An 18,578-nucleotide genomic window follows, 5' to 3' on the forward strand; every position below is an offset into this window, starting at 1 on the left:
TGGGGAGTTAACGAAATTGCGATTTTGTGTTGACGCATAACGGCAAAAAGTTTACAGTACATTTTTTGTACAATTTCCAGAAACTGGATTATTTTCAGCACCTCAAAAAAGCCCCGAATTCAGGATTCAGGGCCGGGGTAGTGCACTGTATTCGCGGGGCAGCGGCAACTTGAAGTCATGCCCGATTGTCGGTTGTTTGTCGGGTCAGTCGAGCTGTGAAATCAGACGGGTTCTGGTTGTTTCTTGCGCTTCTTGTCGGCCTTCGGGGGTACAGGTTCTGCTGCCCTCTCAGTCTGTTGCGACGGAACAGAATCAACAAGGCTGGCAGCGTCCGGCAAACCGGATATATCACCAAACGCGTTCTCCGGTTCTGTGATGCTCTGACTTGTCTTTTCTTCCAGGTCTTCGGCAATAACAAACATATTGAGCTGCCTTCTGATGGCGGCATCGTTCCGCTCTTCCTGGCTTAATGGGTGCGTGAGCTCATCAACCAGATTCCCGTCCCGATCAAAGTATTGCATGATGTTCCCTGATTCGTCGGCTACAGCATGAACGTCTATCTCGTGCGTGACGGTGTTGTTCTGCAGATTGAACCGTAAACCGATTTCCCGTTTATGTAAATCCGACAGAATACTGCGATACTCGGCGGCGGCGGCTTTCGCTTCTTCTTTTGTGGCGTCAATTGAAGAAAGAACCTCCAGGAGCCGTTTGGTCAGTTCGCTTTTTTCTTCCGGTGTTGCAGTACGCATTAACTCCCGTTTTTTAAACTCAATTGCTTGCATAGTCAGGATTGTTTTTTGTAAGGTGAAATCTGTACGCCTTCGTGACGAAGTAATTTGTAGAGTGTCGGTTTTCCGATGCCGAGCTGTCGGGCGATTTCGTCGACGCCAAGGGTTTTGGCTTCGTAGAGGACTCTGGCGGTCGGGGCTTTTTTCAGGAGTTCGGAACTGATGCCCGGACGACGGCCGCCAACACGGCCACGGGATCGGGCAGCCTGTAGGCCGGCATTGGTCCGCTCGCGCAACATGTCGCGTTCGAACTCGGCCATAGCCGCAAAAATGTGAAAGGTTAGTTTGCCCGTTGCGCTGGTAGTATCAATGGATTCTTTCAGGCTGCGAAAACCGACGCCTTTTTCGTGCAGCAGATTGACGGTCTCAACCAGATGTTTCAGCGACCGGCCTAACCGGTCGAGCTTCCATACGGTCAGGGTATCTCCTTCGCGTATCTGGTCAATTAGTTTTGTTAGTTCGGGGCGGTCCGTTTTTGCGCCACTGACTTTTTCCCGAAAGATCTTTTCACAACCGGCCGTTTTGAGCGCATCAAGTTGTAAGCTTAGATTTTGGTCGTCTGTGCTGACCCTGGCGTAACCAAAGTGCATATTGTTAGCGTTACCCGTCGATTCTCATGTAACGTTGACAAAGGTAAGCTAACGGCAATTAATTACAAATATTTATTAGTAAATGGTTGATTTATTGCAAATATTTATTTGCATCAGATTGTTAATTCATACGACCGTTTGTTTGAACAATCAATGTTGTTAAATTGCTACGTCAATTTCACACGATTAAATGTACTCCACTCATGTCGACCTTATCAGTAATTTCTACTAGTATAGAAGCTTCTGAGATGAAATGCCAATCGGATTTATTGAGCCCACAAATTGAATAACATAATTGCTAACTATAATAATGTCAGCAGTGATGTTGAAGCCTTCTTTAATGCCCTGAAAGAATATGCACAGCAGCTAAGGGCAGAAGAGCGGCGTGCGGCTGCAGAAGGGCTAACGGAAGAGGAGCTGGAGCTATTCGACCTGTTGTTTAAAGATAATCTGACCGATTCCGAAAAAATACGAGTAAAAGCAGCAGCTCAGGACTTATTACAAAAGTTACAGGATCAGGAAATACAGGATAAGTTCTTCAAAACAGATTGGTATAAAGATACCCTTTTAAAGGGTCAGGTTAAACACCTGATCGGTAAAATTCTGGACGATCATCTTCCGGATTCGTACGATTCAGTATTCAAAGAAAAGAAAGAGACTGTATACCAGCATATCTACAAACTAGCAGAGCAGAGCAGGGACAGCGGTATTGGGCGTAGGGGTTGGGAAAGTATCTTTCTTCATTTAGTTGCGTTTAAAATTACTAACTCCAAATAACAGCACCAATATGAATACCCCATTAGACAACCTCTACAAAATAAGAGAAGAACTGTTTATTATTGGTTTAACAGGTCGGTTAGGATCTGGCTGCACAAGTGTAGCTAACCTGTTAACAAAAGAGAAATTTTCTGAATGTAATTTCCCCTTTCCGGAAACGATAAATTTTAAAAGTAATGAAGCCAGGAAATACAGAATCATTTATAATTATATGGAAAAAAACTGGAAGCCATTTATTCTAATTAGGCCTTCAGATATTATCACTGCCATTTTATTGGAAACAAGCTTAGAAGAATTAATCAATGATATGGCAACATATTATGATAAGGATAAAGGAGAAATAACCAAAATATTCGATATTGGCTACAAAAATGGCTTTAGGCTCAAAGATGAATTTGAAAGATTACAGAAAATAAGAACAGATATACAGTCTCTAGATGATAAAGATAGCAAGGAAGAAAAAAAAGACCGCGCATATGAATTCTATATTAATGATAGTTCATTGCATATTTTTTCTGAAAAACTAAAAGTAATCTTAAGAACTCATTTAACATCAGAAAATAAAGCATCGGCATTTCAATATTTTGGAGATAACATCAGGCAATACGGATACGCGATTATCAAAGATAAACCTGCGGATGATTGTTTAAAAATCCCTAAAATAATTGACAAACTAATTGAAACAATTAAATCAAAAAATAAAGCAATTGGTAAACCAACTTGGATCGTTATCGACTCGATAAGAAATTCTTTGGAAGCTTTTTTCTTTAAAGAGCATTATTCTTCATTTTATCTACTCGCAGTCAATACAGAAAACAACTTTAGGCGAGGCAGATTAAATAGTTCCTTTACAAACAAGCAGCTTGACCAATTAGATCAAGAATATGATGCAAGTTTAAAACCATTACAGCAATTTTATAAGCAAGACATTAAAAGTTGTATTCAGGCTTCGGATATCTATTTATATAATCCGAATGACCCAAGTGAAGGTGGGGACACATTTACGACGCTCAAAAAAAGCCTTATTAGATACCTAGCCTTAATTCTTCAGCCGGGGATCATTACACCTACTCCTGAGGAGCGTTGTATGCAAATAGCCTACACCGCTAAATACAACTCAGGTTGTATCTCACGGCAAGTAGGAGCAGTAGTAACGGATAGTTCCTTTTCTATAAAGTATGTAGGCTGGAATAATACTGCTGAAGGCCAAACTCCCTGCTTGCTAAGAAATGTTGATGACCTTCTGACTAATACTGATAATGAAGCATTTAGTCAATACGAAAAAACAGGAAAAGTAAAAGATTTACTAAAAGAAGCATACTCAGATAGTAACATACCAAATAGAAAAAAGAAACTATCAGGTCGCAATACATCATTCTGTTTTAAAGAGGGCCAAAACTGTCTTGAGAATGACAAAAATCAAGTTCATACGAGAGCACTTCATGCCGAAGAAAATGCTATGCTACAAATTTCAAAATATGGTGGTGAAGGATTGAGAGAAGGTATTTTATTCTCTACAGCTTCGCCGTGTGAATTATGCTCCAAAAAAGCCTATCAGTTAGGCATTTCACAAATATATTATATAGATCCATATCCTGGCATTGCAAAAGAACAAATTTTAGAGGTTGGGCCGATTAAACATCAACCTACTTTACAGTTATTTAGTGGTGCAATAGGAAGAGCTTACCATCACTTATTCCATCCTTTTATGGGATATAAGGATGAGTTAAGCATTCGGTTAGGTTATAGTTACAGCAATGCTTTAGACAATATTATTAAACAAGATGAGGATTTGAAACAAAAAAAAATTAAAAAATTAAATGAGCAAAAAGAGGAGATTGAAAAAAAAATTGCAGAATTAAGTAAATAGAAATAATATATATGAAAACACTGATTGACTTCAACTTTAACGGTTATGCTGTCTTACAGTCAATTTTAGATCAAACGCATGGAGGTGTAGCACAAGCTTTTGCTCAATTTGCTCTTTTTTCTCACCCTGACACTGTTGCTCAAACAAACAATAAAGCTTTATTCCCAATTATTCGTACCCGAAATAATAAAGACAGGGGTAAGGTACTTATAGATGAAAAACTGGTATTGTGTGACAACACTAGCTGCCATCATGCTTTCCTTTGGACGCATTCGTTAAAGTCTGAGGAAATTCAGGATGTACAGTTTAATCATGTTTATTCGATCAACAAGCCTGAGTATTATACTTCATTAGCTAATATCTGCGTCACTCCGGCATTCTTGGCGAAATTGACTGATGGGAATGATGAAATAAAAGCTTTGCTACGGTATCGAGTCTGGGATATATATGGATTTGTTCCAGAGGGATTCGAAATACCGCCTAAGCCTACTCAATATGATGAATTGAAGTGGGCTCCTTTTATGCCGGCTGTACCAGATTTAAAGACAACTATTACTGAACGGCTAAAGAACTGTAAGTCAAATCGTACATTGACCGCTGTACGTGAGTTTGGCTGGCTGTTAGGGGATGTTAGTTTTATATGAGCACCTATTAACCAAACCTTTAGAGGCGAATTAGAAAGCGGTGAAATAAAACACATTGAAACAAAATACACAAAAACATATTCATATTAGTTACTATCACAATTAATATATTTAATTTACTCAATTAGCACTTTATTTATAAAAATATACAATTTTTGTTATTTATATTTAAGAAAAATAGAACTGTTTTTTGAGGGTGTAACAAAAGAATTTTCTAAATACAAAGAGCGAAAACAAGAAACAATTATGTATCATATATTTACGGCACCAAAGTTTCTGAACATAATGTCTTTAGCAGGCCCAACTATTGAAGAAATTAGTATCCCCACTACTGGTAGTGACTATCCGTTTTTCAATAACGTAAGTTTAATTTTAGCATTTGTCGTAGCATTTTATGGTCTGATTGCACAATGGAAGAGGGTACCGTACATTGTTACTTCTATGTACCGCTTGACTGTTTTAGCAATTATTGTTATTATATTTGAAGTTTGTCTTGAAATATTCTTGCCGATGTATATTAAGAAAAACTACAAACCAATCCAAAATAATATAAATATAACCATAACAATAGTAATACTTTTAATGGTATTATCAATACTTATTGTTGATTTTAATAAGTATTTTAGATACAGAAGCTTCAGAATATGGCAAGTATTTCATGCTTTATTTGATATGGCTAAGTCATATATTAAAATTCCAAATAAAAAAAGGCAAATAAAATTAAACCCAAAATTTGCCAAAGAAATATTCCATCAATTTTTTTTAATGAAAAAAGATAGTGACTGGTCATTTTTAGATCAAATTTCAGAAAACAAATATTCGATATCAGTTCTATGCCATATTGAAGATAGAAATAGATTTAATTCGGATTTATACAATCTTGCTCTTAAGTTTTTGAAAAATGGAGCATTTGTGCAATATATATCATGTGACAGGCACCCGATTGAGTTTCTTAATGGCATTTTTTCTGTATTTTCAAAGGAATACAAAGATCAAATAGATGAAGAAAATGAAAAACAAAAACAAAATAATATCGATACGGTTAGCACTGAAATGACCATAGAAGAGGAAACAGATCTGGAAAATATAAAAAAAGTGTGGAGTGGTGAAATTGTAGACAGGAAAGGAAGAAAAATAAACTTTAAAGATAACCTGATTCTAATTGATGCACATACGAAACACTTTGGCTTTAACGAGCGTATATACAAATATAATTCAAAAGTTGCTAAAGATTTGTGCTTAGATATTATAACCTCTGATGCCTCATATCCGGGTATACATTCAGCTATTATTAAAGGTTTTCTTAAAGTATCTAAAAAAAGACAAAAGAAAAACAATAAAAATTCGAACCAGACAGACGAGCCATTATCACTTATAATATACGAGGACCTTAGCTCTCTTATTGATCTAGAATCACATGAGCAGTATAAAATTTTCTTGAGGCATATTATCGCCTCCGAAAGATTAGAAAGTGGCCTGTTTACGGTTTTCTTTGAAAATTATACATCTGTAGCTTACACTGGGTTTCTACAGAATATAGTTGACAAAACTTTTCTTGTAGAAAATCAACATGATATTGCATATACAGCTTATGAAATACAGCAACAAATACCCAGAATCGTAAGTAAAATTTCTGACTGGATTCATAAAGAAAACAAAATTGGAAAAAAGGTAAAGTTATTATCGATTTTAAATGGTGGTGAAGTTTTCTGCAATGATATTGATTATCATTTGAGCAAAAACAAAAGAATAAAATACATTAAAACATCTATTCAAGTATCAACTTACGATTCATTTGGAAATCAGTTATATGATGGAGAATCCAATGTACAACCTACCGACGAAGATTTCTCAAATTGTTCAATAATAATAGTTGATGACATATGCCATGAAGGTAAAACTTTAAAAGCAATAACAGAGTATTTAAAATCAAAAAAGGGAGTATCTCCAGCCTCTATATTGACTATAGTAGCCATTTTAAAGAAAAATGGCAATTATTTACCTGATGATTTCTTATTCGATTATTCGAAAAAATATTCTGATTTTCCCGATGCATGGCTTTATGGCTATGGAATGGACGTGGATGAGTCTTTGAAAACAAAAAACACTCAAAAAGGATATAGTAATTTAGATTACGGTAATATGCATCGCAAGTTACCGGCGTTTGCTTTTCTAAGAAGACATGCTTAATTTAGCCTCTTATAACTATTTTCAATAATCATTATGGATGATAAATCAGTAGCTATGCTGTTTTCGGGTGGCAGAGATTCTTCACTTGCAACTTGCATTCTTGCAAACGAGAATAGTAAAATTCATTTACTTTCTATGTTTAACGGAGCAGTTGTCAAAGGTGATATTTCACAATACAGATATAACGAAATAAAAGAAAAATTTCCTAACAATATCATTTCTTTTAATATACTTTCCAGTTTTAGTCTTTTCCGACGAATTGCTTTATTAGATATTGAGAAAGATTTTGAAAGGTTCAAATACAACCTTATACCTGTGGGTGATGCTCTTGCGACCCATACAATTGCCGTTATTTATTGCATTCAAAATAAAATTAACAATTTAGCAAGCGGCTATGTAAAATATGAAATGGACTTTCCGGAACAGCTACCTGATGTTGTTGCACGTACTAGTGAGTTTGTAAAAAAATATGGCATAAATTATTTAACGCCAGTTTATGAGTATGACTCTTTGGACAAAGTAAAGTACCGCTTATTTGATTTTGGAATTTCTACAAAATCCTTAGAAGGTACCTCTCTATTTGCAGATACTTATTCTGTTCCGCCACCAAACGTTGTATTAGATTATCTAGACTTAAAATTACCAATATGTGATGAGTATATAAAATTCATGCTTAATTTATAATTGTAATGTGGTAATTCCATTTATACTCTTCGGAGATAAAATTAAGAATGATCCATTTTTTAAAAAAGCGTGCATTGGCATTTGACTCTGCTCAGTTAGTAGGAAAACATTTTAAGTTTGAGTCAACCATTTGAATATTTGAATCAATTAAGGGTATCGATTAGTTACTATTCAAGCTTATTGATAAGTACCAGTCATCTATACTCTCTTTTAAACTAAACAACAGTTATGAAACCTATACTTATTGGACTGATTGGAGGAAGTGCCTCCGGAAAAACCTCCTTTCTTAGAGACTTGGCTAAAGAATTCAACTCTAATGAGCTTTGCATAATTTCTCAAGATAATTATTATATCCATCGAGATTTTATAACAAAAGATCAAAATGGTATTCATAACTTTGACCTTCCCAGTTCTTTTAATTTAGAATTATACATTTCACATCTAAAGGAATTAAAGCAAGGCAACACAGTACATAAAGATGAATATACATTTTACAATAGTGCTCCTAAAACATTAGCGTTCGTTCCGACTCCTCTTATCATTATTGAAGGTATATTCACCTTTTTACCAAAAGAAGCATTTGATCTATTTGATTATAAAATATTTATTGACGTTCAACATAATTTAATGTTAAATCGTCGTATAAAGAGAGATTTTGAAGAACGAGGTTTTGACTTAGAAGATGTAACTTATAGATGGGAAAATCATGTCTTCCCCGCTTATGAACAGTATATTTTACCTTTCCGCGATATGGTTGATATTATTATTCCTAATAATGAACACTATGCGAATGGGCTAAAAATACTTACCTCTTTTTTTAAAACTCTTCTTTAGGTGTATCTACCAAAAACAGCTTTAATTAAATTATTCATTGACACCCCAAGATTCTAAGAAAACGATGCTTTCAGTGGAACACACAATTATTATTAATTTTCAAACCGTTACATCCCTTTCCTCCTACCCTCCTTCAGAAAATACCGTGCGAACATCATCATGACCAGAACAGCGCCGCCGATGAAAGTCAATTCCTGATCGCCGGTTTCGCGGCCAACGTAGCGCAGAATCATCAGTGAGCCGAAGAGTAGCAGCAAAACGGGGCTGATGTCGATTTCGCGGGTCTGGCGACCAAGGTAATTGTTGCAGATTTCGTCGACTACAAAGGCATCAATCACCGGCTCTTGCCGGATGCGTTCTGCCAGCTCCATGACCATACGCGGGTTGCCGGATGCGGTGTCGTGAATTTTGTTCTGGATCCATTCGACTTGCTGAAGCTCCAGATCAGCGGTCAGCCGGTGAAACAGTCGCAGGCTGTCCGGCCTTGACAGTGGTTTGAGGTCGATTTTTTCAAAGTCCCAGAGAAAACTACTGTTATTCATTTTCACGGTGCGGGCGGTGGTCAGGATCACAAAATGATCTTTCAGCATCTCCAGTATCCGTACAACAGACGGGGTTACGCTTTCGAGATCGTTGATTTTGAGAATGTATTCTTTGCGTCCGCATGCATCACACAGTAACCGGCACAGATTCGGCATTGACTCTTTCGAGGTCTTCACCACCAGTGCATCCGGATTGTCGGTACCATATATCAGATTGGCTACCGCCTGACGGCCTGGCTCTTCTTCGGACCCGAGCAGATGCACCAGACAGGCGGCCAGTGACCGTTTAAACTCTTTGTGATCGTCAATTTCGAGTACCTTTTTTGGGTATCGCAGCTTGTCGATCAGAAATGACTTTCCGATGCCGGTCGGGCCGGTAACGATCACCGAAACGCCCTGCTGCAGTAACCGTTCGATTTTCTTCACGTCTTCATCCCGACCAACCAATTCAGGCGTAATGGTTGCGGGTATTTTAATCCGGTATTCCCGCAGCCGGAACAATGATTTTTTGATGCGCTGCCATAATGACGGTTTCGGGGCCGTTGCATCGATCATGGTTCTAAGCTTTTCTTTGTCGGCATGGGCATAAATCAGGCTTGTATCCAGCTTTTCATGGCCTAATGCGTCGCGGATATCTTCGAGCTCAGCCCCCTGAACACGAAGTTTGGTAGCAAACGTATGCCTGAGCTTGTGGGGATGAATATGTGGCAGATCGGGGGTTTTCAGTGGCCAGCTCCTTCATCCATTTATTTACAGCAATCCGCGTAATTGGCTTTGCAGGATCACTGTTACCCGGAAACACATAACCACTCCCTTTTCCTTTTTTCTGTACAAAGTCAGTTAGGGCCTGATAAAGCCGTGCTGACATTGGAATCTCACGGGTTTTCTGCGGCCCGGCCTTTACGCCGGTGCGGGGGCCGTCGCTATCTTCGGTTTGGCGGTCGGACCGCTTTTTCAGACTTCTGACCTTTATTACTTTCTTTCTGACATCGATGTCGGTCCAGCGTAGTGTACAAACCTCCGTTACGCGCAGGCCGGCATCGGCCATGAGCAGCCATTGTACGCGGTGGGTTGGATTACTGATCCGGCTCAGGGCCGTTTCGTTTTCTTCGGTTGTAAGGAATTCCATGTTACTGTAATCAGATTGCAGTTTATTTGTGGCTGATGGTTAAGTTTTCGCGTGAGTAGCGCCCGTTCGAGCCCGAAACGCCGGAAGTCGGGCATAACCGGCGGCACGATCACGGAGGCCCTGGCGGTTTCCAGCGCCCGTTCTGCTTCCTGCCGTTGCTTTATGATCCGGCCCTTTTGATAGTCGCTCGACTGCTCGTATTCATCGTCAAATCGTTTTAACAGCGTTTCGAGCGAGCGTATTTTCTGCCACTTTGACCGGTATTCGCGGTACTCCATGTCATACCGGCGGCGCTGGCTTTCGTGCTCAATATTGAGCAATTCGATTTTGTTTATGATTTCGGTGTCATCGTGCGGCAGTTGATTGATGATAAGGTTCTTCTGATACTCCAGATCGATTAGTTTTCCGGTCTGCATGATGTTCCCGGTAAAGTAGCTCAGGTCTTCGGTAGACTGAATATGCACCCGGATACAGTGCGCAGTCATTAGCCGGTTCAGGCTATCGAGCCGGATATCTGTAATGGTGTGTTGTTGTTGCTGCAGTTGATACCCTGAATGCTCAAAGCTGACTAACGGTTGTTCGGCCGGCGGAACCAGTTTAAATCCGTCGAGCGTCAGCACAACTATTCCGGAACCGTCTTTTTTATAAAACAGGCCTTCCTGTCTACGCTTTTGTTCATCGGTCCAGGTAACGTGTAACAGGTCATGGCTCCGTAATGCCTCCCGTTCGACATGTTCCCATGTAGCAAATGCTTTGTTATACGAGGTCCAGAAACCGTCTGCAAATAAGGGCTGGCAAAAAAAGCCGCATACCAGAAAGACTACAAATACGATTGCTTCGCTCCGATGATCCTGTGCAGACAGCCGTAAGCCCGGATTCGCCGGCAATACAAACGGACGTTTCGAGAACGGATACAACAACGGTATCCCCTGCTTTGTGCACATGTCGAACAGCAGATGGCTGCCCAATGCGTAGGTACAAACAACAGCATAGGCTTTGGGAGCCAGCCACATTAACCCGATTACAGACAGATAGAAAAACAGGCTGTGGGTAATGGTCCGGTGACCGAAACGCTTTTGCAGAAACGAAGCGGCCGGATAAAACACCTTCCCGATCAGACTACGGGTATGATCGACATCGGGCAACAACGCAAAAAAAACCGTCGCCCCCACGAGCGACGGTGTAGAGAAGACATTCACGTCGTGGAAGCTCGAAAAGATGCCGGTAAAAACGACCCCTCCAGCAACATGATTATATCCTTGCATATCAGATTCCTGCCCGGAATGTGTCGGTAATTAAGATCCAGTGTTGCGGGGGGAAATCCGGCGTGATACGGTACTGCTGCCAACGGACATTGTACCGGTTTTCGCCGTACGGAGCGCCACCCAGCCGCTTGATCCCGTCCAGTAAAAACCACTTCACAATCAGGAAGCCGGACGGGAAACGTTTTTGAAACGCTGTTCGTGTCAGTTCTTCACCAGAGCCAACTCTCAGCTTTATGTCGGGGCTCTGGCTAAAATCAGACCTGCCGGTTTCCAGACCTTCCAGCTCGTCAGGGTCCGGCTCATCCGAAAAGTACCAGATATGAAGTTCGACGTTATCAAGGCGGTACATTGTCCGGTTGCCCGCATCTGCTGCAAAGAACTGTATACGCTGACTTTCGTCAACCAGCAAACGTGTAGCGCTTATTCCGGCCGCATAATAGCCGGAATCGGGTTCATCGGTCATTACGCATGGTTCTGTAGAAACAGAATCACAGGTTGCTAGTGCCAGAAATCCGCAAAGCAGAACCTGTTTCATAGATTCAGGCAGGTTTTCAGGGATGACCCCTTCGTTGTCAGAAACCAGCTGAACGATTCATTACCTAATTCATCGGTTAAACGCACGACACACAATGATTGCGGCCCGGTCTGGAAAACGAATGACTTATCAGGTTGATAATTGGTTACTGTCATTCCTTTTTCGTCGGTCGTCTGCGTGAAAAGATCAAACGATTGATCCGGTTCGCGGATTTCCTGTGCATCGGGCCCGTCTTCATCATCCATGTCGACAGGATCGGTCAATTGGGTAATTGCTTTTTGCGGATCTGTGTTCAGGTCAAAATAAAACAGGTCAACCGTAAGATTTGCAGGTTCGGCCGGCAGTGTATTCCGACACAGGCCCGCCGTCACGGTAAAGCTTCCTTCGGTTTCCGGTGCGGCATATGGCAGATTGTTATAGCCGATCACAGCGGATTCGTCGGGCGCCACACTGTCAGCTTGTTTTTTACAACCCGACAGCGACGATGAGATAACGACAAACGTGTAGCAGTAGCAAAGAGCGGCTATCAGCGAATGGAAAAACAGTGCTTTCTTCATGATCTAATGAATGGTTTTAAGGATGGCAGGAGCCATCCAACTCAGAGTGGGTTATTGAAACGCTAATTTGATATGCGGGTAAACCTTACCAGATGCAACAGTCAGATATCCGGCGGTCGCCGGATATTGTCCGGAACCATCCGGTTTGTTAGCCCACGCGGAAAACTGATAATTACCGGTCGGCACAAACCAATACATTCCTTTTTTGGTGCCTGTACCATCTTCTGCATACAGCCAGAACTCCATACGCTGGCCATTCCGGCTCAGCGTAATGTGTGCATCAGCCGGCTTGCCTTTACCATACACCACAGGCTTACTTTAAGTTTTCCGAAACCGGAATAATAGCCTGAATAGGCAGGATTGGTCGTGCTGTTTTCGTTCGTTATCAGCAGACCGTCGCTGTTCTGCGAGACATTAAACTTGTAATAAATACCGGATTCATTCGCTTCACCAATGTACCAGCCAGACTTAATTGTTTTACGGGTGTAACTACGGCGATTCGTGGGTTTTACGATACTGACGGTCGGCGTGTTGTAGCGATTTTTTACTGCGCTGTTGTCTTGCCAACTGCTCAGCGCGGGCTCCGACGAAAACCACCAAAGCCGCGTTACATAACCCGATGGCCGAAAAACTTCGGTCTCGTTGTTCATGTAGCCAATTGTCAGTTTAGCCCGCTCACCAGCCGCTATACGGGCGGTTTGTCTGTAATCGGTTTCATCTGATATCGTCGTATCAGATTCATAGTCAACCCTGGCATTTGTGCTGTGGTCCGGCTTGTGTTCGCTCAGCCAGTCATTAGGAGCGGGTTGTTTACATGAGAACAGAACAGCTAGTAAGCTGCCTAAAATCGAGAATAGTTTACGCATAACACAAATGTAAATTTGTTAATAGCCGTAAACATGCAAATATTTAACAGTATTTACAAATATATATTTGTAAGCATCATTAAATAAAAATCCTGCCAGCAAGGCCAGCAGGATTTGAGTACTCTAAATCAAAATTTTCACAAAGTTAAGTTCCTTTTGACATTTAGCACGTCATAAATGCTGTAGGAGTGTAAATTCTTACAGGACAAGTTAAAACGCCGGGCTTACGATAAACCCGGCGTTTTTTACAGTCCAGTAATTGAGTTTACTATTCCCTCCTGATTTTCCGGATTTTGACACCATGTTGATGGTTTAAACTGTTGCCCACTGTCAATCCGCCGTTTCCATTCGCGCAAAAGAGTCTTATATTTTTTGCGCCCTGCTGCAATAAACGTCCCTCCTTCATAGTACTGCACGATCCAAATGTGAAACGGGGCAACTTTCTGGACCGCAACAAATAAAAACTGCTTTGCCCCTATTGCGTCCAGATAAAAGGCCGCTTGCCGGTCATAATCATAGTTTTCGGATGATTTTAAGAAATCGGCCAATGACTTACACGACGTTGATTTGATATCAACCACTATTCTGCCTTTATGAACGATGTCTAATTTACTTTTTAATGCCAGTCCCGTTGCCGGGTCTTCCCAAAGCTTAATAATTTCCTTTCTGGAGAACGGTACTATCCATCTTAGGTATTTATCGTTTTTAGCGTTTAGGGCCAACTTCTGCACGAGTGCCAAATCGATGTTTCCGGGCAGTTCGCTGACCTTGTGCGGTTCCAGAATTAATTCATGCAAGGCAGTTCCAAAGGCAAAGGCCGCAACAGGCTTTTTTTTGTTATAGCCGAAAATATGGTTTTTGAATTCCGTAAGATCTGAGTTTGATATTCGGGGTATTGAACGGTAATTCATATACGTAGTCGGTGAGAAGCCCGATGATTACTTCATCGGGCCTGTTTAGGTTATTCTTCAGTAGTTATCTCCGGTATGGCTACGGGTACCGGTAGTTGGTACCCTACAGCAAACGTGTCTGAAACGACCTGATAAACGGCCGTGCTGGTTATTGTGTCTAACCGATAAACCGGATTCGTGAGGGCAAATTCTTTTAGCTCTGTGACAACCTGATTATCAGCTGGCTTATACTCAAATTTTGCCAGAAACCACGTACCTGCCGGTTGCACTTTCTCATTTTTCCTCTTCTCGGCAGTAACAGTCAGTACTACATCAGAAAGCTGCAAATCGTCATAAAAAAGTGGTTCGATTAAGTTAAACAGCTCATTGACAGACGAATTATTAAACATTATGGACGAAAGAGCCTTTTTCTCGTCGACAAAAAACACTTCGGCCCATGTCTCATTGCGGCCTCTGGAAAAAAGGTTTTCCTCAAAAATCCGCCAGGCAACCGGCTGAATCGATAGTGTAGTTCCTACGTCCGTAACGCCATTGATATTGAAACGTCCGGTCTGGCCATTGAACCGATATTGGCGTGGTCTCCCCTGTAAATACTTGATTGAAAACGTGACTTCGCCGGTTTGGGTGTTAACTTCCTTATACATAGTCGTAAAAATTTGAGTGTTCGATTGGGAAAGTGGCCGCAGCGGGACCCGCTGCGGCTGTCGGGATTATTGCTTTCGGATTATGATTGCGCCATCCTCACAAACAATATTGACCAGTTGATTGGGCAGAAAGCCGGCTTTTTCAAACCAGTTGCCGGCTAACTCAAGTGAAGGCGTAACAGTAGTTTTTCGGTATCCAATAGCACCGCTAACTTTATAGCGGGCCTGTATTTTTCTGATTCGCTTCATAGGATAGCGGGCTCTCCAAAGGCTTTACGTATCTGCGAATCAATCTCTTCGTACCAGTTGGCGGCTTCTACGAGATTGCTTACATCGACCCCACCAATTTCATATCGGCTAATGTCTATTTCTGCGGGGCTTCCGGGATACTCCCATGTTGCAGGTTCAGCGGGGCCATAAGTGCCAACTACCATCATTACGACACCATATAGTTTAATTTATTCACAAAAAGGAAACATAGCTTTATAGGCCCCTGACCAAAGCCAGGGGTGTTACGATCAGAAAGGGAGAAACTAGTAAGCGCCTCATATTCAGCCATCATATTCAGGTGCTCAGCTTCCTGACAAATAAGCCCAAGCGCCGACAGAACGGAGGTTTTAACATTCTGGAATTCATCAAATCCGATCCATTTCCAGCCATAAGGAAACGTTTCCGATTGATAGACCTGTACTTGTGGGCCGATGACATAATAGGTCATTTTATAGCGTTTTGTACCGGCCTGCCGCTCAACACGGCAAACTGAACCAGAGCCTTCCGGGCACTGATAATACTCAACGCCTATCGGCTGCGATACGGGATAAGTTACTGTTTTCATGATTTTTTTGATTTAGAGATTTATTATAGCTCTGCTGAACTACACTACTAAAATACAAATAATTATATGCAAATCAAAATGATAACAAAGAAAAATATGCTTTATTATGCAAATATTTATTTGTATATTTACTATAGAAACTGACAAAAACACTATGAAAACTGCGCTACTGGCTAGCCGCCACTTAACCAAACCAGAACACTACGAAAAAATTAAAGTCGCTTTGCAAGAGCTGGGCACGACGCATGTGCTACACGGCGCCGAAGGGGCGGGAAAAGAACACGCGCAGACCTGGGCAAAGGAAACCGGCAACGCTGAAACGGGTTACGCGCCCGACTGGTCGACGCATGGACGGGCTGCCGGCCCGATTCGGGGCAAGAAGTTGATAGCCGACGCCGATAACTGTCTGGCGCTTTGGGACGGCAAGAGCCCCGGCACCCGCCATGAGCTCGCCGAAGCCCGACGCCAGGGGAAACGGGTTAAGCTCTTACTTGAATAACCGAGCTTTTGGAGCTCCCCGCTGAACTACAAGGCGGGGCCCGGCCAAACGAGGCCCGGCCCAACTCACCACCGTATTTACCGTTTCTATAAGCGACCAAATGGGCCGCCGATGGCAAGCGGCAAGGCACGCAGCCGCGCAGCCCCGCGGCCCGACGGGAGTGCGGTGAGAACGATGCATGGGCGCAGGCGGGCGGGCGTTGCTACTAGCGGGCGGGTGTGCGCAGGCCCGTGCGACGCTATTCGCAACGCCTGACCGCCGGGATACGGGGCCGCTGTGGAGAGGTTGTGCGAGCGAGCAGCAGGGAAAGCGGCCCCGCTGCCCAATGGAATACCCAGTGATTATATATTATGGGGTTACTTAAATATTTTACGGAATTTGTGTGGCAGTTGCATTTTCCATGTACGCCTCATTAAAAATATAAGTTAATATGTCAATGTTTATATAATGAAAGTTATCTGATGAGTGTTACGCTTCCCCTCAAGGGTGTCTTTCCTGGCGCAATCTGAATTTGGTAAACGAAAGTACCAGACTCTATCGGTTGTCCATTATATTGGCCATCCCAGAATGGTTTGGAAGTGGAGGAAAGAAAGATGCATTCTCCCCATCTGTTGAATACCCGAATTACCAATTGGGGATACTGAGTCATACTTTTTATTTCCCAGACATCATTTATACCATCACCGTTTGGTGTAAAGGCAGATGGAATATAAAGATTATTCTGGAGACAATCAGAGCGATAGCTTATCTTATACGGTAGAGAGATAGCTTTACAGCCAAACTCGTTTATAACTTTCATAAAATAATTACCGCTGTCCCGAACCGTAATTGAAGAGTTTGAGCCGACAATCAGATTGTTATAACTCCATTGATAAGTCCAGCCATTTTGGTTTTGAACATAAAGTTTAACACTATCATCAGGACAAATAACATAGGCTGCAGATAGAGGGAGCTCAGGAGAAGGCCTTTGCTTAATATAAATACTGTCACCAAGAAATTTACATGAACTGTTTGTCATAATCATGTATAAATGATAAGTACCAGGTTTAGTAGCTGTCAAAGAAGAATTGTTTGACATTAACTTATTATCTAAATACCAAACAGGAGTGAATGAAGTTGATAGCGTCGTAGTCAGTACAACGGAATCCCCTTTACACAGGCTATTAGATGAGGCAATTATTTTGGTGGAGTTTGTTTGAACAGGAACGTCAACTATCACAGGCATTGAGATAGTATCATTTACGCAACCTGATGAAGACTCTTTTTTTACTGTAAAACTACCAGCTTCTGAAACCCAAATTCCGGTTTTGGTTTCATTTAATATGCTTTTTTGGTCATGTTGCCATTGCAGAGACCATCCTTTCGTTAGATCTGTCGTTAAATAGATACTGTCGTTTGGACACAAAGTTAATTTTTGTACAGGTATCCCGTTATGATATATAACAGGTAAGCTATCTGTATTGTATGAGCATTCGGTCACAGGTATTTGAAACTCATGTACAACACTTCCTATCTTTTTACCATTACGGTATTTTTCACAGATGACTGTGAATGCATAACTTCCAATTCGGTCCGGAGTGACACTTATTATACCTGTATTTGGGTTAATAGTTAAAGGGTCTTTGCCTGGAATCAAATTTGTGATACTATAACCCGCAGCATATGCCAAAGTTTGAAATGGGCCTGGTTGAGGGAAGCCGATAGGGTTGTTAATCGTTGTTAATCCTCTTAGTGGCTCAACCAATCGATAGGATAGTTGGTCGCCATCTGGATCAGTTGCCTGAAAGTTAAATGAAAATGATTTTCCAACACACGCAATTTTGCCGGGAAATACAGGAAACTCAGGTAAAGAAAACGGTACAGGTTGTCCATTTACCGCTAATCGGGGAAGCTCAGTCTGGATTAGCATATTGGCTAGCTCAGAGCTTGTAATATTTGTGATACCCTTGTTACGACAACAACGATCCCAGATCATATAGTATCCTTCCGGGTCTTCATAATCAGTAGGGTTTAATGTTACAACAGCATTGTATGTATATGCGCGGATTGATAATCCTAGTTTATCTGCACATCCTGACTTTGCATATACAACGTCACTATAGCTACTAAATGACAGATAAAAATAGGAAACACTTTGATCGTTCTTTTTACGGAATACCCGCATATCATGATTTCCAATTTCAAGGTAATCTTTATCAACATATGACAATCTAGAAATGTCTACATAAATTCGTACTTGAACTAAATATTTAAAATTTGAGGGTTCAAGCTGTTTCATACTTACTGTTGCTCCATATATATTATTGGAGTAACACTTTAACGAGATTATTAAAAGAATAACAATGAATGAAAGTTTCTTCAGAGTTTTATATAGCTCCTGTATTTTCATAGCAATTACTAAGCCAATGTGGATGTTTG

21 protein-coding genes are annotated in these 18,578 nt (G+C 41.3%); 7 read left to right on the plus strand and 14 right to left on the minus strand.

Features of this window, described 5'->3' with window-relative positions:
* Positions 1–221: 221 nt before the first annotated feature.
* The gene (locus BLX24_RS03855) at positions 222–782 is read right to left on the minus strand and encodes a hypothetical protein (RefSeq protein ID WP_071501706.1); all 561 of its coding nucleotides are present in this window, start codon (positions 780–782) and stop codon (positions 222–224) included.
* A 2-nt stretch (positions 783–784) separates the two neighbouring features.
* Positions 785–1,378 (minus strand): recombinase family protein, encoded by a 594-nt coding sequence (locus BLX24_RS03860; protein WP_071501707.1) that lies wholly within the window; start codon positions 1,376–1,378, stop codon positions 785–787.
* Between the two features lie 282 nt (positions 1,379–1,660).
* On the opposite strand from BLX24_RS03860, the gene BLX24_RS03865 reads away from it, so the two are divergent.
* The 6 genes from BLX24_RS03865 (at position 1,661) to BLX24_RS03890 (ending at position 8,377) form a co-directional block, all read left to right on the plus strand.
* Positions 1,661–2,155 (plus strand): type I restriction enzyme endonuclease domain-containing protein, encoded by a 495-nt coding sequence (locus tag BLX24_RS03865; protein ID WP_071501708.1) that lies wholly within the window; start codon positions 1,661–1,663, stop codon positions 2,153–2,155.
* 10 nt (positions 2,156–2,165) lie between these two features.
* Positions 2,166–4,025, plus strand: coding sequence for a cytidine/deoxycytidylate deaminase family protein (locus tag BLX24_RS03870; RefSeq protein ID WP_071501709.1), 1,860 nt, complete (start codon positions 2,166–2,168; stop codon positions 4,023–4,025).
* Positions 4,026–4,036: 11 nt separating this feature from the next.
* Positions 4,037–4,669 (plus strand): hypothetical protein, encoded by a 633-nt coding sequence (locus BLX24_RS03875; protein ID WP_071501710.1) that lies wholly within the window; start codon positions 4,037–4,039, stop codon positions 4,667–4,669.
* Positions 4,670–4,954: 285 nt separating this feature from the next.
* Positions 4,955–6,859: a phosphoribosyltransferase family protein gene (locus BLX24_RS03880; RefSeq protein ID WP_177225769.1), complete on the plus strand. Its 1,905-nt coding sequence runs from the start codon at positions 4,955–4,957 to the stop codon at positions 6,857–6,859.
* Between the two features lie 33 nt (positions 6,860–6,892).
* Complete coding sequence (locus tag BLX24_RS03885) at positions 6,893–7,543, plus strand: 7-cyano-7-deazaguanine synthase (RefSeq protein WP_071501712.1); 651 nt, start codon at positions 6,893–6,895, stop codon at positions 7,541–7,543.
* Positions 7,544–7,771: 228 nt separating this feature from the next.
* Positions 7,772–8,377, plus strand: a complete 606-nt coding sequence (locus BLX24_RS03890) for a uridine kinase family protein (protein WP_071501713.1) — start codon at positions 7,772–7,774, stop codon at positions 8,375–8,377.
* Positions 8,378–8,484: 107 nt separating this feature from the next.
* Here BLX24_RS03890 and BLX24_RS03895 read toward each other — a convergent pair whose 3' ends face one another.
* The 11 genes from BLX24_RS03895 to BLX24_RS03945 all read right to left on the minus strand — a co-directional run bounded on the left by BLX24_RS03895 (position 8,485) and on the right by BLX24_RS03945 (position 15,661).
* A complete protein-coding gene (locus BLX24_RS03895; RefSeq protein WP_083421788.1) occupies positions 8,485–9,645 on the minus strand; it encodes a tyrosine-type recombinase/integrase in 1,161 nt (386 codons plus the stop codon).
* Complete coding sequence (locus tag BLX24_RS03900; protein WP_071501715.1) at positions 9,563–10,048, minus strand: tyrosine-type recombinase/integrase; 486 nt, start codon at positions 10,046–10,048, stop codon at positions 9,563–9,565. The genes BLX24_RS03895 and BLX24_RS03900 overlap by 83 nt, the downstream gene beginning before the upstream one ends.
* Positions 10,009–11,313 (minus strand): metal-dependent hydrolase, encoded by a 1,305-nt coding sequence (locus BLX24_RS03905; RefSeq protein ID WP_071501716.1) that lies wholly within the window; start codon positions 11,311–11,313, stop codon positions 10,009–10,011. The genes BLX24_RS03900 and BLX24_RS03905 overlap by 40 nt, the downstream gene beginning before the upstream one ends.
* Before the next feature lies 1 nt (position 11,314).
* Complete coding sequence (locus BLX24_RS03910; RefSeq protein WP_143092559.1) at positions 11,315–11,848, minus strand: hypothetical protein; 534 nt, start codon at positions 11,846–11,848, stop codon at positions 11,315–11,317.
* Positions 11,845–12,405 (minus strand): hypothetical protein, encoded by a 561-nt coding sequence (locus tag BLX24_RS03915; protein WP_071501718.1) that lies wholly within the window; start codon positions 12,403–12,405, stop codon positions 11,845–11,847. Before BLX24_RS03915 ends, BLX24_RS03910 begins: the two co-directional genes overlap by 4 nt.
* Positions 12,406–12,456: 51 nt before the next feature.
* Positions 12,457–12,651 carry a hypothetical protein gene (locus BLX24_RS03920; RefSeq protein ID WP_177225770.1) on the minus strand — a complete coding sequence of 65 codons (195 nt, stop codon included), beginning with the start codon at positions 12,649–12,651 and terminating at the stop codon, positions 12,457–12,459.
* Positions 12,652–12,668: 17 nt separating this feature from the next.
* Positions 12,669–13,271: a hypothetical protein gene (locus BLX24_RS03925; RefSeq protein WP_071501720.1), complete on the minus strand. Its 603-nt coding sequence runs from the start codon at positions 13,269–13,271 to the stop codon at positions 12,669–12,671.
* Positions 13,272–13,516: 245 nt separating this feature from the next.
* A complete protein-coding gene (locus BLX24_RS03930; protein ID WP_071501721.1) occupies positions 13,517–14,182 on the minus strand; it encodes a PD-(D/E)XK nuclease-like domain-containing protein in 666 nt (221 codons plus the stop codon).
* Between the two features lie 50 nt (positions 14,183–14,232).
* The gene (locus tag BLX24_RS03935) at positions 14,233–14,826 is read right to left on the minus strand and encodes a hypothetical protein (protein WP_071501722.1); all 594 of its coding nucleotides are present in this window, start codon (positions 14,824–14,826) and stop codon (positions 14,233–14,235) included.
* A gap of 66 nt (positions 14,827–14,892) precedes the next feature.
* A complete protein-coding gene (locus BLX24_RS31565; RefSeq protein WP_083421771.1) occupies positions 14,893–15,075 on the minus strand; it encodes a SymE family type I addiction module toxin in 183 nt (60 codons plus the stop codon).
* Positions 15,076–15,262: 187 nt separating this feature from the next.
* Positions 15,263–15,661 (minus strand): hypothetical protein, encoded by a 399-nt coding sequence (locus BLX24_RS03945; RefSeq protein ID WP_071501724.1) that lies wholly within the window; start codon positions 15,659–15,661, stop codon positions 15,263–15,265.
* Between the two features lie 154 nt (positions 15,662–15,815).
* On the opposite strand from BLX24_RS03945, the gene BLX24_RS03950 reads away from it, so the two are divergent.
* Positions 15,816–16,160: a hypothetical protein gene (locus BLX24_RS03950; RefSeq protein ID WP_143092561.1), complete on the plus strand. Its 345-nt coding sequence runs from the start codon at positions 15,816–15,818 to the stop codon at positions 16,158–16,160.
* Between the two features lie 454 nt (positions 16,161–16,614).
* Here the strand turns inward: BLX24_RS03950 and BLX24_RS31570 are convergent, their stop codons facing one another.
* Positions 16,615–18,438 (minus strand): T9SS type B sorting domain-containing protein, encoded by a 1,824-nt coding sequence (locus tag BLX24_RS31570; protein ID WP_177225771.1) that lies wholly within the window; start codon positions 18,436–18,438, stop codon positions 16,615–16,617.
* Between the last annotated feature and the right edge of the window lie 140 nt (positions 18,439–18,578).

Origin of the sequence: Arsenicibacter rosenii (genome assembly GCF_001870735.1) — a bacterium.
In the GTDB taxonomy this organism is placed as follows: Bacteria; Bacteroidota; Bacteroidia; order Cytophagales; family Spirosomataceae; genus Arsenicibacter; species Arsenicibacter rosenii.

Bases quoted from the DNA above. Each gene is read 5' to 3' on its own strand.
- BLX24_RS03855 (WP_071501706.1), bottom strand. From the start codon at position 782: ATGCAAGCAATTGAGTTTAAAAAACGGGAGTTAATGCGTACTGCAACA.
- BLX24_RS03860 (WP_071501707.1), bottom strand. From the start codon at position 1,378: ATGCACTTTGGTTACGCCAGGGTCAGCACAGACGACCAAAATCTAAGC.
- BLX24_RS03870 (WP_071501709.1), top strand. From the start codon at position 2,166: ATGAATACCCCATTAGACAACCTCTACAAAATAAGAGAAGAACTGTTT.
- BLX24_RS03875 (WP_071501710.1), top strand. From the start codon at position 4,037: ATGAAAACACTGATTGACTTCAACTTTAACGGTTATGCTGTCTTACAG.
- BLX24_RS03880 (WP_177225769.1), top strand. From the start codon at position 4,955: ATGTCTTTAGCAGGCCCAACTATTGAAGAAATTAGTATCCCCACTACT.
- BLX24_RS03885 (WP_071501712.1), top strand. From the start codon at position 6,893: ATGGATGATAAATCAGTAGCTATGCTGTTTTCGGGTGGCAGAGATTCT.
- BLX24_RS03890 (WP_071501713.1), top strand. From the start codon at position 7,772: ATGAAACCTATACTTATTGGACTGATTGGAGGAAGTGCCTCCGGAAAA.
- BLX24_RS03900 (WP_071501715.1), bottom strand. From the start codon at position 10,048: ATGGAATTCCTTACAACCGAAGAAAACGAAACGGCCCTGAGCCGGATC.
- BLX24_RS03905 (WP_071501716.1), bottom strand. From the start codon at position 11,313: ATGCAAGGATATAATCATGTTGCTGGAGGGGTCGTTTTTACCGGCATC.
- BLX24_RS03910 (WP_143092559.1), bottom strand. From the start codon at position 11,848: ATGAAACAGGTTCTGCTTTGCGGATTTCTGGCACTAGCAACCTGTGAT.
- BLX24_RS03915 (WP_071501718.1), bottom strand. From the start codon at position 12,405: ATGAAGAAAGCACTGTTTTTCCATTCGCTGATAGCCGCTCTTTGCTAC.
- BLX24_RS03920 (WP_177225770.1), bottom strand. From the start codon at position 12,651: ATGGAGTTCTGGCTGTATGCAGAAGATGGTACAGGCACCAAAAAAGGA.
- BLX24_RS03925 (WP_071501720.1), bottom strand. From the start codon at position 13,271: ATGCGTAAACTATTCTCGATTTTAGGCAGCTTACTAGCTGTTCTGTTC.
- BLX24_RS03930 (WP_071501721.1), bottom strand. From the start codon at position 14,182: ATGAATTACCGTTCAATACCCCGAATATCAAACTCAGATCTTACGGAA.
- BLX24_RS03935 (WP_071501722.1), bottom strand. From the start codon at position 14,826: ATGTATAAGGAAGTTAACACCCAAACCGGCGAAGTCACGTTTTCAATC.
- BLX24_RS31565 (WP_083421771.1), bottom strand. From the start codon at position 15,075: ATGAAGCGAATCAGAAAAATACAGGCCCGCTATAAAGTTAGCGGTGCT.
- BLX24_RS03945 (WP_071501724.1), bottom strand. From the start codon at position 15,661: ATGAAAACAGTAACTTATCCCGTATCGCAGCCGATAGGCGTTGAGTAT.
- BLX24_RS03950 (WP_143092561.1), top strand. From the start codon at position 15,816: ATGAAAACTGCGCTACTGGCTAGCCGCCACTTAACCAAACCAGAACAC.
- BLX24_RS31570 (WP_177225771.1), bottom strand. From the start codon at position 18,438: ATGAAACAGCTTGAACCCTCAAATTTTAAATATTTAGTTCAAGTACGA.